Below are 20,839 nucleotides of genomic sequence, written 5' to 3'. Positions count from 1 at the left end.
ATCCCGCGCCGCCTCGGTCACCATCGCCTCCCGCCGCACAGCATCCACCCGCGCACCAGCGGCCAGGACGGGCTTGAAGGGAAGTCGGACGTCGTCGGGCATGGCTTCCTCCTTATCGTTTCCGCGAATTCTGGAGGGCGTGCCGCGACGCAGCATTGAGCTAGATCAAGTTTCCGGGCTGCCTCGCCCTGACACCCCGTGGCCCGCCGCGCAGCGTCCCCGTAACAAAGGTCCATCGCCCCGGTGGGAAGGCCCGGCCGGTCCGGCCGGGTACCCGCCGGCCAGGGAGGGAGGTCATGAAGGCTTTCGCCGGGCCCGATGCGCGCCACAGGCTGCTGCGATCCGCCCTCTGTGCCCCGGCGGCCCTCCTACTCGGCAGGGACGTGGCGGCACAGGCTCCCGGACCGGTGACCATCGTCGTGCCCGCGACTCCCGGAACGTCGCAGCACGTGCTGGCCCGCCTGCTCGCCCCCTTCCTGCAGCGGCGCCTCGGCCAAACCGCGATCGGGGAGAACCGCCCGGACGCCAGCGGCAACATCGGCACGCAGCACGTATGTGGGCGTGCAATTCGCGGTCTGGCGCTGCGTGATCCAGCAGGGCGGCATCCCCATCCAATGACAACGTCACCAAACGAAGCCACCGGCATCGCGCGGGTCTGCGGCCTCGGCCACCTGACCCTCGAAACCCCCGATCTTCCGCGGAAGCTCGACCACTTCATGCACGTGGTCGGCCTTTCCGTCATGACGCACGGGCGCGACGCCGCTTGGCTCGCTGGCCCGGACGGCCAGCCCGCGCTTGTGCTGCGGGCGGGCGCGGCGCTGCGGCCCGCGCGGCTTTCCCTCCGGCTTGGCGCTGATGCGGCGCCAGCGGAGGTGCTGCGCGACCTACGGAACCGTGGCCTGCGCGCGATGCGGCGCCACGACACGGGCCCCGGCCTGCCGGAGGCCGTCGCCTTCGTCGACCCAAACGGCCCAGAAGTGGAACTGCATCTCGGGCACGCCCCCGCCGCCGCGCCGGTCCGGCCCGAGGGCGGCGTGGTGCCGGAAAAGCTCGGCTACGTCGACCTTCTCCGTGCCGGACCCGCAGGCTAGCGTGCGCTTCTACTGCGACGTGCTGGGCTTCCGCGTGTCAGGCTGGATCGGCGACTTCTTTGCCTTTCTGCGCTGCAAACTCGATCACCACACGCTGAACTTCTTCCGCCGCGCGGACGCACCGCGGGGCCTGCACCACGTCGCCTTCGGATTGCGCGACTGGACCCATGTGCGCGACGCCTGCGACACGCTGGGCCGCCACCGCGTGCCGCTGACCTGGGGGCCGGGGCTGCACGGCGCCGGGCACAACATCTCGCCAGCCTCGGCCACAACGGGCGGCTGATGACGGCCGGCGCGCATGGCGGCGGCACGGTGCCGCTCGACGTTCGCCATCTCTACCTGAACCGCATCACCGTGATCGGCTCCGCCCCCCATGGCGCCGGCGACATGGATGCCAGCCTGCGGGCGGCGGCCGAGGGCCGCCATCGTGCCACCATCGACCGCATCATGCCGCTGGAGGAGGCCGCGGAGGCGCACCGCATCGTGGCCGCCGGGGAGGGGTTGGGAAAGGTCGTGCTCGTCCCGCCCGGCATCGCCCCGCAGCCCGCCGCACCCCGCGCCGCTTGAAGGGCAGAGGGGCTTGGCCCATCCTGGCCACAAGCGCACGGCCGCAAAGGCCGGCGGTGGTCAGGCCGTCGCCCCGGCTCCCTGGGACGCAGCGGCCCCCGGCGTAGCCCCCTGGGACGCCCGGCTTTCCTGCCACTGGCGCTGGACCTCGGCGTTCACCGCCTCGGCCGTCGCGCCGGGGCGGACGATCACCTCCGCACCGTTCAGGCGGAAGCGGTGGGGCAGCTGGTGCCGGTTCGCCTTCTCGACGCAGCGGGCGATGACGTGGGGCAGGTAGTCGGTCTCGCTCGTCTCGTAGTCCACGACACCCATGACCACGGTCGCCTCCCTTGCTTGCTGCGGCAAGCCTAGCAGGACCGTGCGCCACGTCACTCTCGTTGTGGACGCGGTTGCGTGATCGCGCGGAACGCCGCCGGGGCGGCTCAGGATGGGATGCGGGACCGCGCGACGCCCAGCCTTTCGAGCACCCGTGCCACGCGAAGCGCCAGGTCCTCCCGCCAGGGCGGCGCGATCACCTGCACGCCCAGCGGCAGCCCGTCATCGACCCAGACCGGCACGGCGCAGACCGGCAGGCCGATAAAGGAGACCGGCTGGGTGAACACCCCGATATTCGGCCGCAGCGGCAGCGTCGCCCCGTCCATCAGGATGCTGGCCTGCCCCAGGGCGGGCGCCCGGCATGGGGTGGAGGGCGCCAGAATGATGTCGGTGCCTTCGAACAGCGCCAGCACGCGGTCCCGGTACCAGCGGCGGAAGCGCTGGGCACGGTTGACCCAGGCGGCCGGGATGGCGGCGCCCGCGATCAGCCGGTCGCGCGTGGCAGGATCGAGGTCTCCAGGGCGGACGCGCAGGCGGTCGAGGTGCAGCGCGGCTCCCTCCGACGCCGTGATCACGAAGGCCGCCGCCCTTGCGCGCGCCGCCTCGGGCAGTTCGATCTGTGCGGTGGCACCGAGCGCCCGGGCCACGCGGTCCACGGCGGCGAAGCATTCGGGATCGCCGTTGCGCAGGAAGTGCCCGCCCGCGACGGCTATGCGGAGGCCGTCCGCGCCCTTTTCCAGCTCGGGCAGAACCGGCTCCGGCGCGCGCGGCGCCTGGGCGGGGTCCTCGGGGTCAGGACCCTGCATGGCGTCATAGGCGAGGGCGAGGTCGCGCGTGCCGCGTGCCAGCGGGCCAAGGTGGTCGAAGGATGAGACAAAGGGAAAGCTGCCGGCGCGGCTCAGCCGACCATAGGTGGGCTTCAGTCCGAAAAGCCCGCAGAAGGCCGCTGGAACCCGGATCGAGCCATTGGTGTCCGAGCCCAGCGCAAGGGGCACCATGCCGGAGGCGACCGCCCCGCCCGACCCGCCGGAGGAGCCGCCCGTCATCCGCGACGGGTCGTGCGGATTGCGCGAGGCGCCGTCGTGCACGTTCTCGCCCGTGAAGTCGTAGGCGTATTCGCCCATGTTCAGCCCGCCCAGCAGAATAGCCCCCGCGGCTTCCATGCGGCGCACCAGCGCGGCATCCCGCGCGGCGGGCGCGCGCCCGCGGTTGATCAGGGAGCCGGCGCGTGTCGGCAGCCCCGCGATGTCGAACAGGTTCTTCACGGCAAAGGGCACGCCCGCCAGCGGACCCGACCCACGGCCGGCCGCGCGTGCCGCATCGACGGCCTCGGCCGCCGCCAGCGCGCGGGCGGGGAGCAGGTCCGTGAAGGCGTTGAGGCGGGTGTTCAGGGCCGTGACGCGCGCGAGCGCCGCCTCGGTGACCGCCCGCGCCGAGACGGCGCCGGAGGCCACGGCCCGGGCGATCTCGGCGGCACCCGCCATGTCCGTCGGCACCATGCCCGTGGGTTCCAGGTCATTCATGCCGCGAAGACGGGCGCGGGCTCGGCCTCGTCCTCCAGCGGGAACGAGAGCACGGCACGGGCGGCGCCGGCGACGGCGCGCATGTTGGCCAGCACGTCGCCGCGCCATGCGGGATCGACGGGGATGCCCTGCAGCACGGCGGCGGCGTCGAGATAGGCGAGCATCGCCGCGTCATCCGGCAGGGGTGGCAAATCGGCGGGCATGGGGCGCCTCCTCAGGCGGGCGGGTGGGGAATGGCGGCGAGAAGCTCGCGCGTGTAGGCGGCGGCCGGGCGTTCCAGCACCTGCGCGACCGGACCTTCCTCCTCGACCCGGCCGGCGCGCATGACGATCACGCGGTCGCAGAGCAGGCGCACCACGTTGAGGTCGTGGCTGACGAAAAGGTAGCTCATGCCGAGCCGCAGCTTCAGGTCGTGCAGCAGATTCAGCACCACCGCCTGCACGGACACGTCCAGCGCCGCCGTGGGCTCGTCCAGGACAACGAGATCCGGGTCCAGCGCGATGGCGCGGGCGATGCCGACGCGGGCCTTCTGCCCGCCCGAGAGCTGGTGCGGAAAGCGGTCCAGCAGCGCCACCGGCAGGCCCACCAGCGTGGCAAGCTCCTCCACGCGCGACGCGAGCGCCGCGCCACGCAGCGTGCCCAGGCGGCGGATCGGATCGGAGATGGCGCGGGCGGCGCTGTGGCGGGGGTTGAGGCTGTCCGTCGGGTCCTGGAACACCATCTGGATGCGCCGGCGGAGCGGGGATGTCGCGAAGCCGCGGGCGGCGATGGAGCCGATGTCGTGCCCGTCGAAGGTAATGCGCCCGGCGGTGGGGTCCAGCAGCCGCATGATCATCATCGAGGTCGTGGACTTGCCGCAGCCGGACTCCCCGACGAGGCCCAGGCTCTCTCCCCGGCGGATTTCGAAGCCGATGCCGTCCACCGCACGGAAGGGCGCCTCGGGAGCGGCGCGGCCAGCCAGGCGCGCGAGGAAGCCGCCGGTTTCCTGGCGCGCGTATTCCTTCACGAGCCCCTCCACCCGCAGCAACGGGGACCCGGGGGCAGGGGCGGGCGGGAAGGGGGCGGCTCCCTCAGGCAGGAGGTCGCGCAGCCCGGCGCCGGGGCGCGGCGTGGCCCGCATCAGCCGCCGCGTGTAGGGATGCGAGGGCGCACGGAAGATCTCGGCCGCCCCGGCCGTCTCCACCACGCGCCCCTTCTCCATCACCACCACGCGGTCGCAATAGGTGGCGGCGAGGCCGAGGTCGTGGGTGATCAGCAGCGTGGACATGCCGCGGGCGCGGGTGAGCTCCGTCACCAGCTCCATCACCGATTTCTGCGTGGTGACATCAAGCCCCGTGGTGGGCTCGTCCGCGATCAGCAGCTGCGGCCGGCAGGCGAGGGCGAGGGCGATGACGATGCGCTGGCACATGCCCCCCGACAGCTCATAGGGATAGGCGTGGTAGCGCTCCGCGGGGCGGGCGATGCGGACCTGCTCCAGCACGGCGATGGCCCGCGCCCTGGCATCCGCCCGGCCCGCCTGCCCGTGCTGGCGGAGCACGTCCTCGATCTGGCGGCCGACCTTGCGGATCGGGTTCAGGGCCGCGCGCGGGTTCTGGAAGATCATGGAGATCTCCCGCCCGCGCAGGTCGCGCATCTCGGATTCCGGTAGCGCGCGCAGCGCCATGCCGGAAAAGGTGACGCTGCCTTCGGCGATGCGCCCGGCACGGTCCAGGATGCGCATCACCGCGTAGGAGGTGACGGACTTGCCGGAGCCGGACTCCCCCACCACGGCCACGGTCTCGCCCTTGGCGATCGAAAGGTCCACGCGCTCCACCGCGCGCACGGTGCCGCGCCGTGTGGCGAACTCCACCGAAAGGTCGCGGATGTCGAGCAGGGGGATGTCGCTCATGTGCGGCGCTGCGGGTCGACGATGTCGCGCAACCCGTCGCCCAGCAGGTTGAAGCAGAACACCGCGAGCATGAGCGCGAGGCCAGGAAAGAGCGCCACCCACCATTCGCCCGAGACGATGAAGCTCGCGCCCTCCGCCACCATGATCCCCCATTCCGGCGTGGGCGGGCGCACGCCCAGGCCAATGAAGGAGAGGCCGGCTGCGTTGAGGATGGCATACCCCATGGTGAGCGACATCTGCACGGCCATGATGGGCAGGATGTTCGGCAGGATGGTGGTGAGCAGGATGCGCATCTCCCCGTTGCCGCAGAGCCGCGCGGCCTGCACGTAGCCGGCTTCCCGCCGCACCAGCGCCTCCCCGCGCGCGATGCGGGCATAGAGCGGGAAATTCACGATGGCCGTGGCGAGCACGATGTTGGTGACGGTGTTGCCCAGCGCAGCCACCACGCCCATCGCGAGCACGAAGAGGGGAAAGGCCATGATGGTGTCCGCCAGCCGTCCGACGATGCGGTCCGTCCAGCCGCCGAAGAACCCCGCCGCCACGCCGGCCAGGCCACCGACGGCGAAAACCAGGGCCACCGAGAAGAAGGCAATGCCGAGGTCGAGGCGCGTCGCGGCGACCACGCGGCTGAGGATGTCGCGCCCGAGCTGATCCGTGCCGAACAGGTGCTGGGCGGAGGGCGGCTGCAGAGCGCGCATGGAATTGCTCGCCTGCGGGTCATAGGGCACCAGCGAAGGGCCGAGCAGCGCGCATCCCACCAGAAACAGAAGCAGCAGGAAGGAGAAGGCGGTGACGGGATTGCCCGCCAGCACATGGCGCGCGTGCCGCAGCAGGTTCCCCGTGGCGGAGGGGCGGGGCAGGGGGACCGCCTCGGCGGGCATGTCCGTCATCACCCGGCCTTCGCGCGCGGATCGATGAGGCCGTAGAGCAGGTCGATCGCGAGGTTCAGGGCGATGTAGAGGATCGCCATGGTCAGCACGAAGCCCTGCACCGGCGCGAAGTCCGAGGCGATCAGGGCCTCCACGGCGTAGGAGCCGATGCCCGGCCAGGCGAACACCTTCTCCACCAGCACGTTGGCGCCGAGCAGGAAGGAGAACACCATGCCGAGCGTGGTGACCACCGGCAGCATGGCGTTGCGGAAGGCATAGGTGACCACCACCGTGCGCCCGGCCAGACCGCTGGCGCGCGCGGTGCGGATGAAATCTGAATCCAGTGCGGCGAGCATGGAGGCACGGGTGATCCGCGCCAGCGGCGCCAACGCGAAGAGGGCGAGGGTGAGGGCGGGAAGCGCCAGCTGCGAGAGCGCGGCGAGAAAGGTTTCGCTGTCGCCCGCGAGCAGGCTGTCGATGAGATAGAAGTTGGTGACCGCCGGCGGCGCCGAGGAAAAGGCGTCCAGCCGCCCGAGCGGCGAGGGCGCCCAGCCCAGCAGGAAGTAGAACACATACACCGCCAGCAGCCCCGTGAAGAAAACAGGCAGCGAAACCCCCGCCGTGGTCAGCACGCGGCAGAGGTGATCCACCCAGGACCCCTGCCGCAGCGCCGCCAGGATGCCCATGGGCACCGCGACCAGCACCGCCAGCAGCAGGCCGCACAGGGTGAGCTCCGCCGAGGCGGGAAGCCGCGTCGCGATTTCGCGCAGCACGGGCTGCCCGGTGCCGAGCGAGGTGCCGAGGTCCCCGCGCGCGAGGTCCGACACGTAGCGGCCGAACTGCACGGGCAGCGTCTGGTCCAGGCCGAGCTGCGCCTTGATCTGCGCGATCGCCTCGGGCGAGGCCACCGGCCCCGCGAAGTAGCTGGCCGTGTCACCCGGCAGCACCCGGGTGAGCAGGAAGGTGACGATCACCACCCCGACGAGGCTCGGGACGGCCGTGCCGAGGCGCGAGAGGGCGATGCGCAGCACGGGCGCTCAGCCCTTGGTGAGGAAGCGGAAGTCGGGCTCGCGCGAGGGCCAGAACTGGTAGCCGCCGATCGAGCGCTGCATGGCGACGTCGTGCAGCGGCTGCGCGATGGGGATCATCGGCACGTCCTGCTCCGCCAGGCCGATGAAGCCCTTCACGGCCTCCGCGTAGCTGCCGGCATCGGGTGCGAAGCGCGCCGCGTCGATCAACTTGTCCATCGCCGGGTTCTGGTAGGAGGCGATGTTGAAGATCGAATTGTTGCCGTGGTAGTTCCAGAAGAAGAAGTAGTCGGGCCAGTCGAGCCAGCCGCCGAAGCGGTTGATCGCCATGGGCGCGGTCTTCTTGTTCAGCTCGCCGCGGAAGTTGGCGCCGGGGATCTTGTTGAGCTCCACCGTGATGCCGAGCGGCGCCAGCGCCTCCTTGACCAGCACCGCCATGGGCTCCGCGACGGTGGCCGAGCCCGCGTCGAACAGCAGCGAGGTGGTGAGGCCCCCCGGGGCCGCCTGCTGCACCAGTTCGCGCGCGCGCGCGACGTTGGTGCTGTAGGGAAAGGGCTGCGGCCAGGCGGTGGTGGGCCCGCCCGTCGCGCCCCACATCGGCACGCCGCGGCCAAAAAGGGATGCCTGCATGATCGCCTCGTAGGGCAGGGCCCATGCGACCGCCTGGCGCAGGCGCACATCGGTGAAGGGGCCGGTGGCCGCGTTCAGCGCCACGTACCAGATGGCATTGGGCACGGGCACGCCGACCACCTTCACGCGGCGCGCCTCGGCCAGGTCCTTGAAGTCCTTTGGCGGCAGGCCGTAGGAGATGTCTGCATCGCCGCGCTCGATCAGCGCGCGGCGGGTGGAGGGGGAGGGGATGTCGCGGGCGATGACGCGGCGCAGCTTCGGCATCGGCCCCGACTTCCAGTCGTCGTTGCGGGCATAGATGGTCTCCGTGCCCGGGCGGAAGGCCTCCACCCTGAAGGCGCCCGAACCCGCGACGTTGTTCTTCAGCCACTCCTTGGCCCAGGGATCGCCGCCCGAGTTGCGGATCGCCAGCTCGCTGTCGAACACAAAGGGAATGGTGACACCGAGGTTGGGCAGCGTCAGCTTGTCCTTCCTGATGTAGTCCACCCGGAAGGTGCGGTCGTCCAGCGCCACGAACTGCTCGGGCTTCTCCATGCTGCCCGCGTTCATCTGCGTGGTGGCGAAGCCGCCGATGGAGACGGCGCGGTCGAGCGACCACTTCACGTCCTTCGCCGTGACCGGGCGGCCGGAGTGGAAGGCAGCCTCGCGCAGGCGGAAGGTGCAGCTCATGCCGTCGCTGGCCTCCTGCCAGCTTTCGGCAAGCTCCGGCTCCAGCGACGTGATGTCGAAGGTGCTGCCGTTGCCCTCGCCGGGCAGCGGCACGCGCTTGTAGCGCACGAGCCGGTCGTAGCAGTTCAGCGCCACGCCGTTGACCGGCTGCGAGGAGCCCAGCCCCTGCATGTCCAGGCTGTTCGGCCCGTATTCCTGCACCAGGAGCAGGGTTTCGGCACGGCCGGGTGCGGGCTGCGCGGCCGCCGGGCGCAGCGCGGGGGCGGCGAGGGCGGTCGCGGAGGCGAGAAGGGTGCGGCGGCGCATGGGTCGTCCCCTGGGAAGCGCGGCGCACGAGATGCTGCGCCGTCGCCGGTCCCGGTAAGCAAACCCTGTGCCGGATGTGCCAGGCTGCGTCATTGCCAAGCCGGCGGGGCTCGTCCACCTATGGTGCGCGCAAACCCCCGGCACGGAGCGACCATGGCCGAAGCCGCCCACGCGACGGTTCTGCTTGAACCCGTCGTCCTGCTGTCCGCCGCCGTTCTGGCCGTGCCCATCGCCAAGCGCATCGGCCTCGGCTCTGTGCTCGGCTACATCGCGGCGGGGGTGGCGGTCGGTCCTTCCGTGCTCGGCCTTTTCGCCGAGCCCGGGCGGGTCACCGGGGTGGCGGAGCTCGGCATCGTGCTCCTGCTCTTCGTGATCGGGCTGGAGCTCAACCTGTCGCGCCTGTGGTCCATGCGGCGCGACATCATGGGGGTGGGCACGGCGCAGATCCTTGTGTCGGGCGCGCTGATCGCGCTCTACCCCTTCTTCGTGGCGGGCCGCAGCCTGCCCGCCTCCATCGTGGCGGGGCTCGGGCTCGCCCTGTCCTCCACGGCGCTGGTGATGCAGCTGCTGGAGGAACGGCGGGAGGTGGAGGCGCCGCATGGCCGCACCGCCTTCGCGGTGCTGCTGATGCAGGACCTGGCCATCGTGCCGCTGCTCGCTCTCGTGGCCTTCCTGTCCCCCCTGCCGCGCGCCGATGGCGGGCCGCTCTGGCTGGCCGCCGCGGAAATGCTGGCCGCCGTGGCGGCCGTGGTGCTGGTGGGGCGCTTCCTGCTCAATCCGCTCTTCGGTCTTCTGGCCCGCAGCGGCGCGCGGGAGATCATGACGGCGGCCGCCCTGCTGGTGGTGCTGGGCGCCGCGGCCCTGATGGCGGCGGTCGGGCTTTCCATGGCCACGGGCGCCTTTCTCGCCGGGGTGCTGCTCGCCGAATCCACCTACCGGCACGAGCTGGAGGCCGATATCGAGCCCTTCCGCGGGCTGCTGCTCGGGCTGTTCTTTCTGTCGGTCGGCATGAGCGTCGACCTCGCGGTGGTGCGCGCGAACTGGGCGGGGCTGCTCGCCGCCGCCAGCGTGCTGACGCTGACCAAGGCCTGCGCCATGTACGCGGTGTCCCGCGTCTTCGGGCATTCCCATCCGACGGCCGTCCGCGCCTCGCTGCTGCTCGCGCAGGGCGGCGAGTTCGGCTTCGTGCTGTATTCCACGGCCGCCGCCGCGCAGGTGATGACGCCCGAGCACGCGACGCTGCTTGTCGCCCTCGTGACCCTTTCCATGGCGCTCACGCCGCTGATCGTCCGCCTCGGCCCGCTGCTGATCCGGGAGCGCCCGGGTGCCGAGCCGGAGGAGGATTTCTCGGATGCCCGCGGCAGCGTGCTTCTGATCGGCTTCGGCCGCGTGGGCCAGCTCGTGGCGCAGGTGCTGCTGCGGCGGGGCTTCGCGCTCACCATCATCGATTCCGACGTGGAGCAGGTGGAGGCCGCTGCGCGCTTCGGCGCGCGCGTGCATTACGGGGACGGCACGCGCCTGGACGTGCTGCGCGCCGCCGGCGCCGGGCGGGCCCGGCTGATCGTGGTCTGCACCGACGTGCAGGACACCACCGACCGGGTGGTCACCCTCATGCGCGAAGCCTTTCCGGACACCCCCTGCGTGGTCCGCGCCTTCGACCGGCGCCACGCGCTCGCGCTGCGCCGGACCGGGGTGGTGGAGGTGCGCGAAACCGTTGAATCGGCACTCGCCATGGGGAGGGAGGCGCTGGTGAGCCTGGGTGTCCCGGCCGGGGATGCGGAGGCGGTGGAGCGCGACGTGCGCCGGCGCGACCAGGAGCGGCTGGCGCTCCAGGAGGCGGGCGGACTTTACGCGGGAGGCGGCCAGTACACGGTGCGCCCGGAGCCGCTGGAGCCACCCCTGGAACAGCGGAGCTAGCTGCCGAAGGGAGGGCCGGACGTGGAGGCGAGCCGGATGTCGTGATCGGGGAAGCCGCTTCCGGCCCTCGCGCCAGGCCGTCCGCGTCGTATCTAGGCAGGCATGGGAATCCTGATGCCTGACCACGCCGCCTCTTCTCCTCCGGCGGAGGAGGGCGGAAGCGGCATCGGCCCTTCCCCCGGCCGATCGCTGCGCGGCAGCGCGGACCAGGGGGTTCGCGCTCTGTACCGCCGCGTCCGCGCGGCAACCGAGGCGCTCGCCGCCCCGCTCTCCGCCGAGGACCAGACCGTGCAGTCCATGCCGGATGCGAGCCCGGCCAAGTGGCACCGCGCCCATACCACCTGGTTCTTCGAAACCTTCGTGCTCGCCTCCCGCCTGCCGGGTTATCGCGTCTTCGATCCCGCATTCGGCTATGTCTTCAACTCCTACTACGAGGCGGTCGGCCCCCGGCACCCCCGGCCCTCCCGCGGGATGCTCAGCCGCCCGGGGATCGAGGCCGTTGCGGCCTATCGGGCCCATGTGGACGCCGCCATGGAGCGCCTTCTGGATGGCGGCGACGAGGATGTTGCCGCGCTGGTGGTCATGGGGCTGCACCACGAGCAGCAGCACCAGGAGCTGCTGCTGACGGACATCAAGCACGCCTTCTCCCTCTCGCCGCTCAACCCGGCCTATGCGCCGCCACCTGCGCGCGGGCCGGTGGGCAAGCCTGCGAGCCCGGGATGGTGGCAGGCGAGCGGCGGCATCCACGCGGTGGGCCACGCGCCCTCGGGCGACCCGATGGACTTCGCCTTCGACAACGAGGGCCCGCGCCATGAGGTGCTGCTCCGCGACCACGCCATGGCCGACCGCCCCGTCAGCAACGGCGAGTTCCGCGCCTTCATGGAGGATGGCGGATACCGCCGCCCCGAGTTCTGGCTCTCCGAGGGATGGGCGCTGGCCCAGGCCTCGGCCTGGGAGGCCCCGGGCTACTGGCGGCGGGACGGGAGGGACTGGGTGGTCCATACGCTGCACGGACTGCTGCCGGTGCGCGACGACGAGCCGGTGCTGCATGTCAGCTTCTTCGAGGCGGCCGCCTACGCCGAATGGGCGGGCATGCGCCTGCCCACCGAGTTCGAATGGGAGGTTGCCGCGCAAGCGCGGGCGGGCACGGGCCTCCCCGCCGGCGGGCCGTGCGAGCATCCCCGCCCGCTCGTCCCGGGGTTGCGCCAGGATGTCTGGGAATGGACCGCCAGCCCCTATTCCGCCTATCCCGGCTACCGGCCGGCGCCGGGGGCGCTCGGCGAGTACAACGGCAAGTTCATGATCAACCAGATGGTGCTGCGCGGCCGGTCCTGCGCCACGGCCGAGGGGCACGAGCGCCCGACCTACCGCAACTTCTTCCCGCCCGGTGCCCGCTGGCAGTTCTCCGGCTTCCGTCTGGCGGCCGGCGCATGAACGTGGTCAGCGCCTTGCACGAACTGCGCGACCTTTCCCCGGGGAAGGAGGAATTCCGCGCGAGCGTGCTCGCCGGCCTCTCGGCCAGCCCGAAGACCCTGCCCTGCAAGTTCTTCTACGACGCCGAGGGATCGCGGCTCTTCGACCTGATCTGCGAATTGCCGGAATACTACCCCACCCGCACGGAGGTGGCCCTGCTGACGGCGCGCGCGGCCGAACTCGCGGCCCTAGCGGGCCCCGGTGCGGCGCTCGTGGAATTCGGCTCCGGCGCCGGGGTGAAGATACGCCTGCTGCTGGAAGCCATGCGGGAGCCCTCGCTCTACGTGCCCGTGGACATTTCCCGCGGGCACCTGCTGGCCGCGGCGGATGGCTTGGCCGAGGACTTTCCGGGCCTGCCGATCGCCCCTGTCTGCGCCGACTACACCGCGCCCTTCCTGCTGCCCGCCCCGTCCGGGCAGCCGCCGCGCCGCTGGGCCGGCTTCTTTCCGGGATCGACCATCGGCAACTTCACCCCGCCGGAGGCAACCGCGTTCCTGGCCGGCGCCGCGCGGCTGCTCGGGCCTGGATCGCTGATGATCGTCGGCACGGACCTGCCGAAGGAGCCGGCCGTTCTGATCCCGGCCTATGACGACGCGGCAGGGGTCACGGCGGCCTTCAACCTCAACCTCCTCGCCCGCATCAATGCGGAACTGGGCGGGGAGTTCGACCTCGCGGCGTTCCGTCACGAGGCACGCTGGAATGCCGCGGAGAGCCGCGTCGAGATGCATCTGGTCAGCCGGCACAACCAGTCCGCCCGCATCGGCGCGAGCCGCTTCACCTTCGCCGGCGGCGAGTCGATCCATACGGAGAATTCCTACAAATACGCAGCGGACGCGTTCCGCCGGCTGGCCGACGATGCAGGCTATCGCGCCCTGCGGTTCTGGACCGATCCGGCCGGCCTGTTCGGCATCCATGTTCTGGAGGTGCCGGCTTCCGCCCGAGTCTAGAAGCGCCTGAGCCGCTGCGACTTTCCCGATGGCGGCCGCTCCGGCAGCGGCCGCCGCAATGCAGCTATGCTCTGACGCGTCCAGAACACTGTTTTCGAGACCCATTTCCCACACGTTGAGGCGGTCACTCCACCAGTGGTTGCGTTGGTCTTGCGTCCAGCGCGTATTCCGCGTTGAACCATGGCTTCTCCAGGTGAGACCCAATGCCCGACCGATCGACCCGAGAAGGACCGCCGCGCGTGCTGGTGGCCGAGGATGAAGAGGCGGTTGCGCTCCTGATCGATCTTGACCTGAGCGAGAGCGGCTACAGCGTCACCTGTGCGCCGGACGGCGCCGTGGCCGCCGAGGCGCTGGCCGCGGAGCCGTTCGACGCCGTGGTGACGGATGTCCGGATGCCCAACCTGGATGGGGTCGGACTGGTGCGTAAGATCGTGGCGACCTGGCCGAGCATGCCCATCGTCGTGCTGAGCGGCTACATGACGGCGGAACAGAACCGCACGCTTCTGAGTCTGGGTGTCCGCCCCGAGGCGTTGCTGGAGAAGCCGGACGGCTTCCGCCACCTCCGCAGCACGCTCGAGGGACTGCTCGGGGACCGCAGCGCCGCGCCGGTCTAGCCAGGCAGAGGCGGGGCAGGAGACCCTTTCGCGGCCAGGCCGAACATCATTCCGTGAGGCCATCCGGCGGCCGCCCGGCGGTCCGAAACCTGCCATGAACGGCTGGCTTACTACGATTATGAAACGTTCATTCCCGCTTTCCGCCGTGGTCGCCATGGGCCTGCTCTCGGCCTGCGCCAGCGTGCCCACGCCGGGGGTGAGCCCGGACCTCCTCGCCGCGCGTGCTGCGGCCGATCCGGCGCGCAACCTCCAGCTCATGCGGGAACAGGGCGAGCGTTTCGCCGGGGTGCCGTTCCTGGGCGGAAACCGCGTGGACCTGCTGGTGGATGGGCCGAGCACCTTCGCCGCCCTGGCGGAGGCCATCCGCGCGGCGCGCACCCGCATCGACATGGAAAGCTACGAGTTCGACGAGCAGGCGGGCGGGCAGTTCGCCGACCTGCTGCTGGCCGCGCGCGCCCGCGGCGTCGAGGTGAACCTGATCTTCGACGCCTGGGGGGCTGCCGAAACCACGAGCGCCCTGTTCGACCGGCTGCGCGAGGGGGGCGTCCGGGTTCTGGAGTTCAACCCGCTGGGTCCGAACGGCCGGGTTCCGCTGTCGATCAACAAGCGCGACCACCGCAAGCTGCTCTGCGTCGATGGGCGGCTCGCGATCACCGGCGGGGTGAACATCAGCAAGGTCTATCAGAACGCGCCGCAGCCCCACGGCGCCGCCCCGGACGAGCAAGCCTGGCGGGACACCGACGTGCGGATCGAGGGGCCCGTCGTCGCACAGTTCGAGCGGTATTTCATGGAAACATGGCACCAGCAGAACGGCCCGCCGATCTCCGACCCCCCTCCCGCGCCCACGGGCCCCGTGGGCGACGTCACCGTGCAGGCGATCGATGGCGCGCCGGACAGCGGGCAGCCGCTGATCTACCGCACGCTGCTGGCCACCATCGCCCTGGCCCAGCGCTCGATTCACCTGACCACCGGCTATTTCGTGCCCACGCCGGACCTGTCGCGCGCGCTGATCGACGCCGCCCGGCGGGGGGTGGATGTGCAGGTGGTCGTGCCCGGGCAGAGCGACAGCGGCGCCGCCGTCGCCGCGGGCCGGGCCGCCTACGGGGATCTGCTGGCGGCAGGGGTGAAGATCCACGAGCGCCAGGGACGCGTGCTGCACGCCAAGACGGCGGTGGTGGACGGCGCCTGGTCCGCGGTCGGATCCTCCAACCTGGATTGGCGCAGCACGGTCTGGAACAACGAGATCGACGCCATCATTCTCGGCACCGGGTTCGGTGCCCAGATGGAGGCGCTGTTCCGGCGGGATGTCGCCAGCTCCCGCACCATGGACCTGGCGAGCTGGCGCGCGCGCGGGCTCGGGCCGCGGCTGGAGGAGCTCGGGGCCAAGCTGGTCGAAACCCTTCTCTGAGCCCGCGCCGTCGCCTGCGTCAGGCGGCCGCCTGCGATCCGGTGCTTTCGCCCGCCGCGCCGCGGGCCCGGCGTCCCCTCTGCCGCCCGAGCCGTGCCAGGAGGGCCTCCGCCATCGCGAGCGGTCCGCTCCCCGCGCCTGGCGGGGCGAGCAGGATGCGCTCCCCCTTGCGCTCCAGCGGCGGATCGGCGCGCGGCGGCTCCCCGCGGAAGGAGGCGGCGGCCGCGTTCGGACCCACCTCGAGCCTGCTGATCCCGAGCCGTCGGCAGCGCGCGCGCAGCCGCGCCAGGGCGAGGAGGTTGCACACCGGCTCGGGCGGGCTGCCGAAGCGATCCGCCACCTCCTCCACGAAGTCGTCCAGCGCGCCCATGTCGCCCCGGCGGAGGATGGCCGCCAGCCGCGCGTGGAGCTCCACCCGGGCGGCCTCGTCCTCGACGTAGTCCTTCGGGATGCAGGCGGGAACCGCGATGGCCAGGGCGGGCGTCCATGCCTCCGGCACGGCCTCACCGCGTGCCGCGCGCAGCGCGCGGTCCAGCAGGTGCTGGTAAAGCTCGAGGCCGATCATCTTCAGGTGCCCGGCCTGGCTTTCCCCCAGCAGGTCACCGGCGCCGCGCAGGTCCATGTCCCGCGCGCTGATCGCGAAGCCCGCGCCGATCCGGTCCAGTGCCTCCAGCGTGCGGAGGCGCTTGAGGGTGAGGGGGGAGGGCGGCTCGGCCGGGTCGGTCAGCAGGATCACCGTGCCGCGCACCCGCCCCCGGCCCACGCGGCCACGCAGCTGGTGAAGCTGGCCAAGGCCGAAGCGATCGGCGCGATGGATGAGCATGGTGTTGGCGCGCGGCACGTCGAGCCCGGTTTCGACGATGTTGGTGGAGAGCAGCACGTCGCCCTGCCCGTCCGCGAAGCGCACCAGGGCGGTGTCCACCTCCGCCGCGGGAAGCTCGCCATGGGCCTCGACGATGTCCAGCTCCGGCAGCAGCGCCTCGATGCGCTTCCGCATGGCCGGCAGGTCCTCGATGCGCGGACAGACCACGAAGCTCTGCCCGCCGCGCCGCCGCTCCCGCGACAGGGCCTGCAGGATCACCGCATCCTCCAGCGGGGCAAGCACGGTCCGGATGGGCTGGCGGCGGCCCGGCGGCGTCGCGATCACGCTCAGCGGCTGAAGGCCGATCAGCGCGGATTGCAGCGTGCGCGGGATGGGCGTCGCGGTCATGACCATCACATGCGCGCCCTCGCCGAGGCGGCGGAGCATGGCCTTCTGCCGCGTTCCGAAGCGCTGTTCCTCGTCGATGACGACCAGGCCCATTTCCTTGAGGGCGACGCCCTTTCCGGCGAGGGCCTGGGTGCCGATCACAATCCGCACCGTGCCGTCCGCGAGCCCGGCTTTCACGGCCTTCGCCTCGGCCGGAGTGGAAAGGCGGGACAGCTGCTCGATGCGGATCGGCTTGCCGCCGGCCCTGAGCCCCGAGAAGCGCCGGCGGAAGGTGTTGAGGTGCTGGCGCACCAGCACCGTGGTGGGCGCCAGCACCGCCACCTGCCGCCCCGCCAGCACCGCCACCGCGGCCGCGCGCAGCGCGACCTCGGTCTTGCCGAAGCCCACGTCGCCGCACACCAGCCGGTCCATCGGCCGGCCGGAGGCAAGGTCGTCCAGCACGGCGTCGATCGCCTCGGACTGGTCGGGGGTGAGGGCGAAGGGAAACCGGGCGGCGAAGCGGTCATAGGCACCGCGGGGCGCGCGCAGCACGGGCGCCCGGCGGCCCTCCGCGTCCCGCGCCAGGCGGAGAAGCGCCTCCGCGCTTTCCGCGACCTGCGCCTTCACCGCGTCGCGGCGCTTTGGCCAGGCCTCGCCGCCCAGCCGGTCGAGGGTCACGCCCTCCGCCTCGGCACCGTAGCGCCACAGGCGGTCCATCTCATCGAGCGGCACGAGCTGCGTGGCACCGCCGGCATATTCCAGGCGCAGGCAGTCCAGCACCGTGTCGGCGGCCGTCACCGCCTCCACGCCGCGGAGCGCGCCCAGCCCATGGTCCAGGTGGATCACCGCATCGCCGGGCTGAAGCACGGGATCGGCCAGGCCCGGCAGCCGGCGCTGGCCCGACGCCTGATCGTCCGGGCGGGGCGGGCGGACATCCCCGGGCGCGACCACAACCGCGCCGGGGCTGGCGAAGCCGGTCGCAAGGGGGCCGTCCAGCACGCCGAAGGTCCCCGGGGGGGCATCGCGCAGGGCGATCCATCCCGGCAGGTGCTCCGCCTCCCGCTCCAGCCTCTCCCGGACGAGGCGAAGCAGGGAGCGGGTGCGCTCCCGTTCCCGGCCGGCCAGGGCGACGCGCCGTCCGGCGGCTAGTTCGTCCTCCAGGAAGTCCAGAAAGGCGGCCTCGGGATCCCGCGCCTCCGTGAAGCGGGGCACCGTACCCTCCGGCTCCTCCTGGGCGGGTTCCAGCGCGATGACGCGGCGGCCGGCCAGCGCGGCGGCCCAGGCGGCATCGTCCAGGTAGAGCTTCGCCGGCTCCGAGGCCGGGCGCGTCGCCTCGTCGGCGGAAAGAAGGGCAAGGCGGGAGTGGAAGGCATCCGCCACATCCGCCGTGCGCTGGGCGCGCAGCGCCTCCACTTCCGGGTCGAGCACCACGGGCGCGCCGGGAAGCAGCTCGAAGATCGTGACGAGCCCCGGGTAATGATCGGCCAGCGCATGCTCCGCGCCCTGCGGCCGCGCTTCTTCCAATCCCTCGGGCAGCACGATCTCGGAGGCGGGACCGAGGCTCACGGCCCTGACCTCGTCCAGGCTGCGTTGCGTCAGGGGGTCATAGCGGCGGATGGACGTGATCCGTCCCTGCGCGTGCTCCACGCGGCAGGGCATGTCGCCGTCCCCGGCCGGGTGGATGTCGAACACCGCGCCGTGCAGCGCGGCCTCGCCGGGCTCGTCCACGCGGTCATCCGGCGCATAGCCCAGCCGCCCGAGGTCGCGCAGCAGCGCCTCCGGGTCGAGCGCGGCGCCGGCGGTGAGGTGGAGCATGGCATGGGCTTCCGGCGGCGGCAGGCGCTGCGTCGCGGCGTCCAGGCTCGCAAAGGCGAGGCAGGGCTCACCGCCCCGGGTCGCGAGGGCGTGCACCGCCGCCATGCGCTGCCCCATCACCTGCCGGGAGGGCGAGGCACGGTCATAGGGCATGCAGTCCCAGGCCGGCAGCACCACCACGCGCAGCGCGGGCGCGAGGGCGCGTGCCGCGGTGGCGAGGCGGGCGGCGCGGGCCTCGCTGCGCGTGACGTGCAGGGCGGTGCCGGCTTCCGCCGAGAGTTCCACAAGCCGGGCGGCGAGAAGGCCTTCCGGTTCGGTCGCGAAGTCCAAGGTGTATCCCTCTTGCGTTCTGCTTGTCAGAACGCACCGGCCTGACGATCGACGGCATCGCTAGCCTGGCAGGCGGCCCAGCATGCGAACCAGCCAGCGGGTGCGGGGGGCGAAAAGACGGTCCAGCGAGAAGGTTGCCGCGGCACGCTTGCCGATCTCGGACCGGGTGGGATAGGGCACCACCAGCCCCGCCATCGCGTCGGCGGAAAGCTTGCGCCCGATCGCGAGGGTCCAGGCGCCGATCATCTCCCCGGCATGGGGACCGGCGATGCCGGCACCGAGCAGCCGGCCACGCGGCGTGACGACGAGCTTGGCCAGGCCGTCCGTGCGGCCCTCCGCGATGGCCCGGTCGTTCTCGGCCAGTGGCCAGCGGAGGATGCGGACGTCCTGCCCCGCCGCACGCGCCTCCTCCTCCGTCATCCCGGCCTGAGCCAGTTCGGGGTCAGTGTAGGTGACGCGCGGCAGGGCGGCGTAGTCGATGCGCGCGGGCAGCCGGAACAGCATGCGGCGCGCGAGGATGCCCGCATGGTAGGAACCCACATGCGTCAGATAGCGCGGACCGATGTTCTGCGGGTCGGCGATGTCGCCCGCGGCATAGACACGGCGGGCGGAGAGGCTGCGCAGCCCGGCATCGGTGGCGATGCCGCGCGGCCCGGCGCGGATGCCGGCGGCCTCCAGGTTGAGCGCCTCGAGGTTGGGCGTGCGGCCGGTGGCCACCAGCAGGTGCGTGCCCGAGATGCGGCGCCCGTCCTCGAGCACCAGCGTGGGGCCGGGCTCCACCGCCGCGACGGAGGTGTTCTCCAGAAGCGCCACGCCATCGGCCAGGAGCGCGCCGCGCAGCACCCCCGCCAACTCGGCGTCCTCGCGCTTGGCGATGCGGCCGTGCTCCACCAGCGTCACGCGGCAGCCAAGCGCGGCATGGGCCTGCGCCATCTCCACCCCGATGGCGCCGCCACCGAGGATGAGCAAGTGTTCCGGCTTTTCCTTCAGGTCGAACAGCGTGGCATGGGTGAGGAAGGGGACGTCGCGCAGGCCCGGCAGGTCCGGAACGGCGGCCCGGCTTCCGGCGGCCACCACCACCCGGTGGGCGGTCAGGTGGCGCCCGCCCGCCTCCAGCGTGCCGGGCGCGACGAAGCGTGCCTCGGCCCGGATCACCTCGGCACCGAGGGAGCGGAAGCGTTCCTCGGAATCCTGCGGGGCGATGGCGGCGATGGCGCCGTGGACATGCGCCCGCACGGCGGCCCAGTCCACCTCGGGCTCGGGCAGGCGGATGCCCAGGCGCCCCGCGCGGCGGGCGGCGGAGGCGGCATGGGCGGCGGCCAGCAGCGCCTTGCTCGGCACGCAGCCGGTGTTCAGGCAATCGCCGCCCATGCGCTCCCGCTCGATCAGAACGACGCGCAGGCCGAGCCGTGCGGCGACATAGGTGATCGAGAGCCCCGCCGAGCCGGCGCCGATCACCGCGAGGTCGAAGTCAGCCATGGCGTTCCTTCCAGCGCCGCCAGGCAACCGGCAGCAGGGAGAGCAGGGCGAGGCCGATCAGCGGCAGCAGAACGGCCGGGCGCAGGATGATGGACAGGTCGGGCTGCCGCCCCTCCGCCAGCACCGTGCCCAGCCCGGCGCCGACGGAGGCGAAGACGAAGGTGCCGGGCAGGATGCCGAGAAGGGTCGCGCCGAAGAAGGTGCGGAGCGGCATGCGAACCAGCGCGGGCGCGAGGTTCACCAGCCAGAAGGGAAACAGCGGCAGCAGCCGCAGCGCCAGCAGAAAGGAGAAGCCGTCGCGCTCCAGCCCCGGCCGGATGCGGGCCATCAGCGGCCCCGCGCGCCCCGCCAGCCAACCGCCGAGGGCGTGCCGCGCGGCCAGGAACAGCAGCGTCGCGCCGAGCGTGGCGCCCAGCACGGCCAGCGCCCCGCCGAACAGCGTGCCGAAGAGCAGGCCGCCGGCCAGCGTGATCACCACCGCCCCCGGAAGGGACAGCGCCGCCGCCGCGGCATAGGCGGCCACATAGGCCAGGGGGGACAGAAGCGGACGGGCGGCGACGGCTTCTCCCAGTGCGGCGTGCTGGCGGGCCAGGGCCTCAAACGAAAGATGCCGGTGCAGGCCGAGCGCGAAGGCGAGCGCGAGTGCGGCCAGCACCAGCAGCAGGGGCCAGAAGCGCCTGGCGCCGCCCTCCCGGGCTTCCGGTTCGTCCTGGGTTGGCTCGGCCGCCACGGCGCCTCCTGCCGGGCAAGGGCCCGCTCCAGGGTGACATGGGGGTGGGAC

General features: G+C 72.1%; 18 protein-coding genes. 8 read left to right on the top strand and 10 right to left on the bottom strand.

The window, feature by feature from the left end:
- Positions 1-296 precede the first annotated feature (296 nt).
- From ACFFIC_RS28170 to ACFFIC_RS28160, 3 genes are read left to right on the top strand one after another with little or no spacing between them, the layout of a single operon-like run.
- Positions 297-1,091 carry a VOC family protein gene (locus tag ACFFIC_RS28170; RefSeq protein ID WP_377056715.1) on the top strand — a complete coding sequence of 265 codons (795 nt, stop codon included), beginning with the start codon at positions 297-299 and terminating at the stop codon, positions 1,089-1,091.
- Between the two features lies 1 nt (position 1,092).
- Entirely contained in the window at positions 1,093-1,374 is a 282-nt protein-coding gene (locus ACFFIC_RS28165) for a VOC family protein (RefSeq protein WP_377056713.1), read from the top strand.
- The gene (locus ACFFIC_RS28160; RefSeq protein ID WP_377056711.1) at positions 1,374-1,658 is read left to right on the top strand and encodes a zinc-binding dehydrogenase; all 285 of its coding nucleotides are present in this window, start codon (positions 1,374-1,376) and stop codon (positions 1,656-1,658) included. Before ACFFIC_RS28165 ends, ACFFIC_RS28160 begins: the two co-directional genes overlap by 1 nt.
- Before the next feature lie 60 nt (positions 1,659-1,718).
- Here ACFFIC_RS28160 and ACFFIC_RS28155 read toward each other — a convergent pair whose 3' ends face one another.
- From ACFFIC_RS28155 to ACFFIC_RS28125, 7 genes are all read right to left on the bottom strand, one after another.
- The gene (locus tag ACFFIC_RS28155; protein WP_377056709.1) at positions 1,719-1,976 is read right to left on the bottom strand and encodes a hypothetical protein; all 258 of its coding nucleotides are present in this window, start codon (positions 1,974-1,976) and stop codon (positions 1,719-1,721) included.
- A 104-nt stretch (positions 1,977-2,080) separates the two neighbouring features.
- Positions 2,081-3,472 (bottom strand): AtzE family amidohydrolase, encoded by a 1,392-nt coding sequence (locus tag ACFFIC_RS28150; RefSeq protein ID WP_377056707.1) that lies wholly within the window; start codon positions 3,470-3,472, stop codon positions 2,081-2,083.
- Between the two features lie 20 nt (positions 3,473-3,492).
- Positions 3,493-3,699 (bottom strand): DUF4089 domain-containing protein, encoded by a 207-nt coding sequence (locus ACFFIC_RS28145; RefSeq protein WP_377056705.1) that lies wholly within the window; start codon positions 3,697-3,699, stop codon positions 3,493-3,495.
- Positions 3,700-3,710: 11 nt separating this feature from the next.
- Positions 3,711-5,384: a dipeptide ABC transporter ATP-binding protein gene (locus tag ACFFIC_RS28140; protein WP_377056703.1), complete on the bottom strand. Its 1,674-nt coding sequence runs from the start codon at positions 5,382-5,384 to the stop codon at positions 3,711-3,713.
- Positions 5,381-6,274, bottom strand: a complete 894-nt coding sequence (locus ACFFIC_RS28135; protein WP_377056701.1) for an ABC transporter permease — start codon at positions 6,272-6,274, stop codon at positions 5,381-5,383. Before ACFFIC_RS28135 ends, ACFFIC_RS28140 begins: the two co-directional genes overlap by 4 nt.
- On the bottom strand, positions 6,274-7,284 hold the full coding sequence (locus ACFFIC_RS28130) for an ABC transporter permease (RefSeq protein ID WP_377056699.1): 1,011 nt from the start codon (positions 7,282-7,284) through the stop codon (positions 6,274-6,276). Before ACFFIC_RS28130 ends, ACFFIC_RS28135 begins: the two co-directional genes overlap by 1 nt.
- Positions 7,285-7,290: 6 nt before the next feature.
- The gene (locus ACFFIC_RS28125) at positions 7,291-8,886 is read right to left on the bottom strand and encodes an ABC transporter substrate-binding protein (protein WP_377056697.1); all 1,596 of its coding nucleotides are present in this window, start codon (positions 8,884-8,886) and stop codon (positions 7,291-7,293) included.
- A 153-nt stretch (positions 8,887-9,039) separates the two neighbouring features.
- On the opposite strand from ACFFIC_RS28125, the gene ACFFIC_RS28120 reads away from it, so the two are divergent.
- The 5 genes from ACFFIC_RS28120 (at position 9,040) to ACFFIC_RS28100 (ending at position 15,245) form a co-directional block, all read left to right on the top strand.
- Positions 9,040-10,803 carry a monovalent cation:proton antiporter-2 (CPA2) family protein gene (locus ACFFIC_RS28120; RefSeq protein ID WP_377056695.1) on the top strand — a complete coding sequence of 588 codons (1,764 nt, stop codon included), beginning with the start codon at positions 9,040-9,042 and terminating at the stop codon, positions 10,801-10,803.
- Between the two features lie 114 nt (positions 10,804-10,917).
- Positions 10,918-12,237, top strand: coding sequence for an ergothioneine biosynthesis protein EgtB (egtB, locus tag ACFFIC_RS28115; protein ID WP_377056693.1), 1,320 nt, complete (start codon positions 10,918-10,920; stop codon positions 12,235-12,237).
- The gene (gene egtD, locus ACFFIC_RS28110) at positions 12,234-13,223 is read left to right on the top strand and encodes an L-histidine N(alpha)-methyltransferase (protein WP_377056691.1); all 990 of its coding nucleotides are present in this window, start codon (positions 12,234-12,236) and stop codon (positions 13,221-13,223) included. The genes egtB and egtD overlap by 4 nt, the downstream gene beginning before the upstream one ends.
- Positions 13,224-13,426: 203 nt before the next feature.
- Positions 13,427-13,837 carry a response regulator gene (locus ACFFIC_RS28105; RefSeq protein ID WP_377056689.1) on the top strand — a complete coding sequence of 137 codons (411 nt, stop codon included), beginning with the start codon at positions 13,427-13,429 and terminating at the stop codon, positions 13,835-13,837.
- A 118-nt stretch (positions 13,838-13,955) separates the two neighbouring features.
- On the top strand, positions 13,956-15,245 hold the full coding sequence (locus tag ACFFIC_RS28100; RefSeq protein ID WP_377056687.1) for a phospholipase D-like domain-containing protein: 1,290 nt from the start codon (positions 13,956-13,958) through the stop codon (positions 15,243-15,245).
- A 19-nt stretch (positions 15,246-15,264) separates the two neighbouring features.
- Here the strand turns inward: ACFFIC_RS28100 and ACFFIC_RS28095 are convergent, their stop codons facing one another.
- From ACFFIC_RS28095 to ACFFIC_RS28085, 3 genes are read right to left on the bottom strand one after another with little or no spacing between them, the layout of a single operon-like run.
- Complete coding sequence (locus ACFFIC_RS28095; RefSeq protein ID WP_377056685.1) at positions 15,265-18,579, bottom strand: DEAD/DEAH box helicase; 3,315 nt, start codon at positions 18,577-18,579, stop codon at positions 15,265-15,267.
- A gap of 60 nt (positions 18,580-18,639) precedes the next feature.
- The gene (locus ACFFIC_RS28090) at positions 18,640-20,058 is read right to left on the bottom strand and encodes a dihydrolipoyl dehydrogenase family protein (RefSeq protein ID WP_377056683.1); all 1,419 of its coding nucleotides are present in this window, start codon (positions 20,056-20,058) and stop codon (positions 18,640-18,642) included.
- Positions 20,051-20,788: a TVP38/TMEM64 family protein gene (locus ACFFIC_RS28085; protein WP_377056681.1), complete on the bottom strand. Its 738-nt coding sequence runs from the start codon at positions 20,786-20,788 to the stop codon at positions 20,051-20,053. Before ACFFIC_RS28085 ends, ACFFIC_RS28090 begins: the two co-directional genes overlap by 8 nt.
- Positions 20,789-20,839: the final 51 nt, after the last annotated feature.

The sequence above is a fragment of the Muricoccus vinaceus genome (assembly GCF_042433125.1).
Taxonomy (GTDB): Bacteria; Pseudomonadota; Alphaproteobacteria; order Acetobacterales; family Acetobacteraceae; genus Roseomonas; species Roseomonas vinacea.
Note: the sequence above shows the minus strand (reverse complement) of the source record. Positions and strands in the feature narration are given on the sequence as shown.

Excerpts from the sequence above, each read along its gene's own strand:
- egtB (WP_377056693.1), top strand. The coding sequence starts at position 10,918 with ATGCCTGACCACGCCGCCTCTTCTCCTCCGGCGGAGGAGGGCGGAAGC.
- ACFFIC_RS28150 (WP_377056707.1), bottom strand. The coding sequence starts at position 3,472 with ATGGTGCCGACGGACATGGCGGGTGCCGCCGAGATCGCCCGGGCCGTG.
- ACFFIC_RS28140 (WP_377056703.1), bottom strand. The coding sequence starts at position 5,384 with ATGAGCGACATCCCCCTGCTCGACATCCGCGACCTTTCGGTGGAGTTC.
- ACFFIC_RS28090 (WP_377056683.1), bottom strand. The coding sequence starts at position 20,058 with ATGGCTGACTTCGACCTCGCGGTGATCGGCGCCGGCTCGGCGGGGCTC.
- ACFFIC_RS28100 (WP_377056687.1), top strand. The coding sequence starts at position 13,956 with ATGAAACGTTCATTCCCGCTTTCCGCCGTGGTCGCCATGGGCCTGCTC.
- ACFFIC_RS28135 (WP_377056701.1), bottom strand. The coding sequence starts at position 6,274 with ATGACGGACATGCCCGCCGAGGCGGTCCCCCTGCCCCGCCCCTCCGCC.
- ACFFIC_RS28105 (WP_377056689.1), top strand. The coding sequence starts at position 13,427 with ATGCCCGACCGATCGACCCGAGAAGGACCGCCGCGCGTGCTGGTGGCC.
- ACFFIC_RS28160 (WP_377056711.1), top strand. The coding sequence starts at position 1,374 with ATGACGGCCGGCGCGCATGGCGGCGGCACGGTGCCGCTCGACGTTCGC.
- ACFFIC_RS28145 (WP_377056705.1), bottom strand. The coding sequence starts at position 3,699 with ATGCCCGCCGATTTGCCACCCCTGCCGGATGACGCGGCGATGCTCGCC.
- ACFFIC_RS28170 (WP_377056715.1), top strand. The coding sequence starts at position 297 with ATGAAGGCTTTCGCCGGGCCCGATGCGCGCCACAGGCTGCTGCGATCC.
- ACFFIC_RS28120 (WP_377056695.1), top strand. The coding sequence starts at position 9,040 with ATGGCCGAAGCCGCCCACGCGACGGTTCTGCTTGAACCCGTCGTCCTG.
- egtD (WP_377056691.1), top strand. The coding sequence starts at position 12,234 with ATGAACGTGGTCAGCGCCTTGCACGAACTGCGCGACCTTTCCCCGGGG.
- ACFFIC_RS28125 (WP_377056697.1), bottom strand. The coding sequence starts at position 8,886 with ATGCGCCGCCGCACCCTTCTCGCCTCCGCGACCGCCCTCGCCGCCCCC.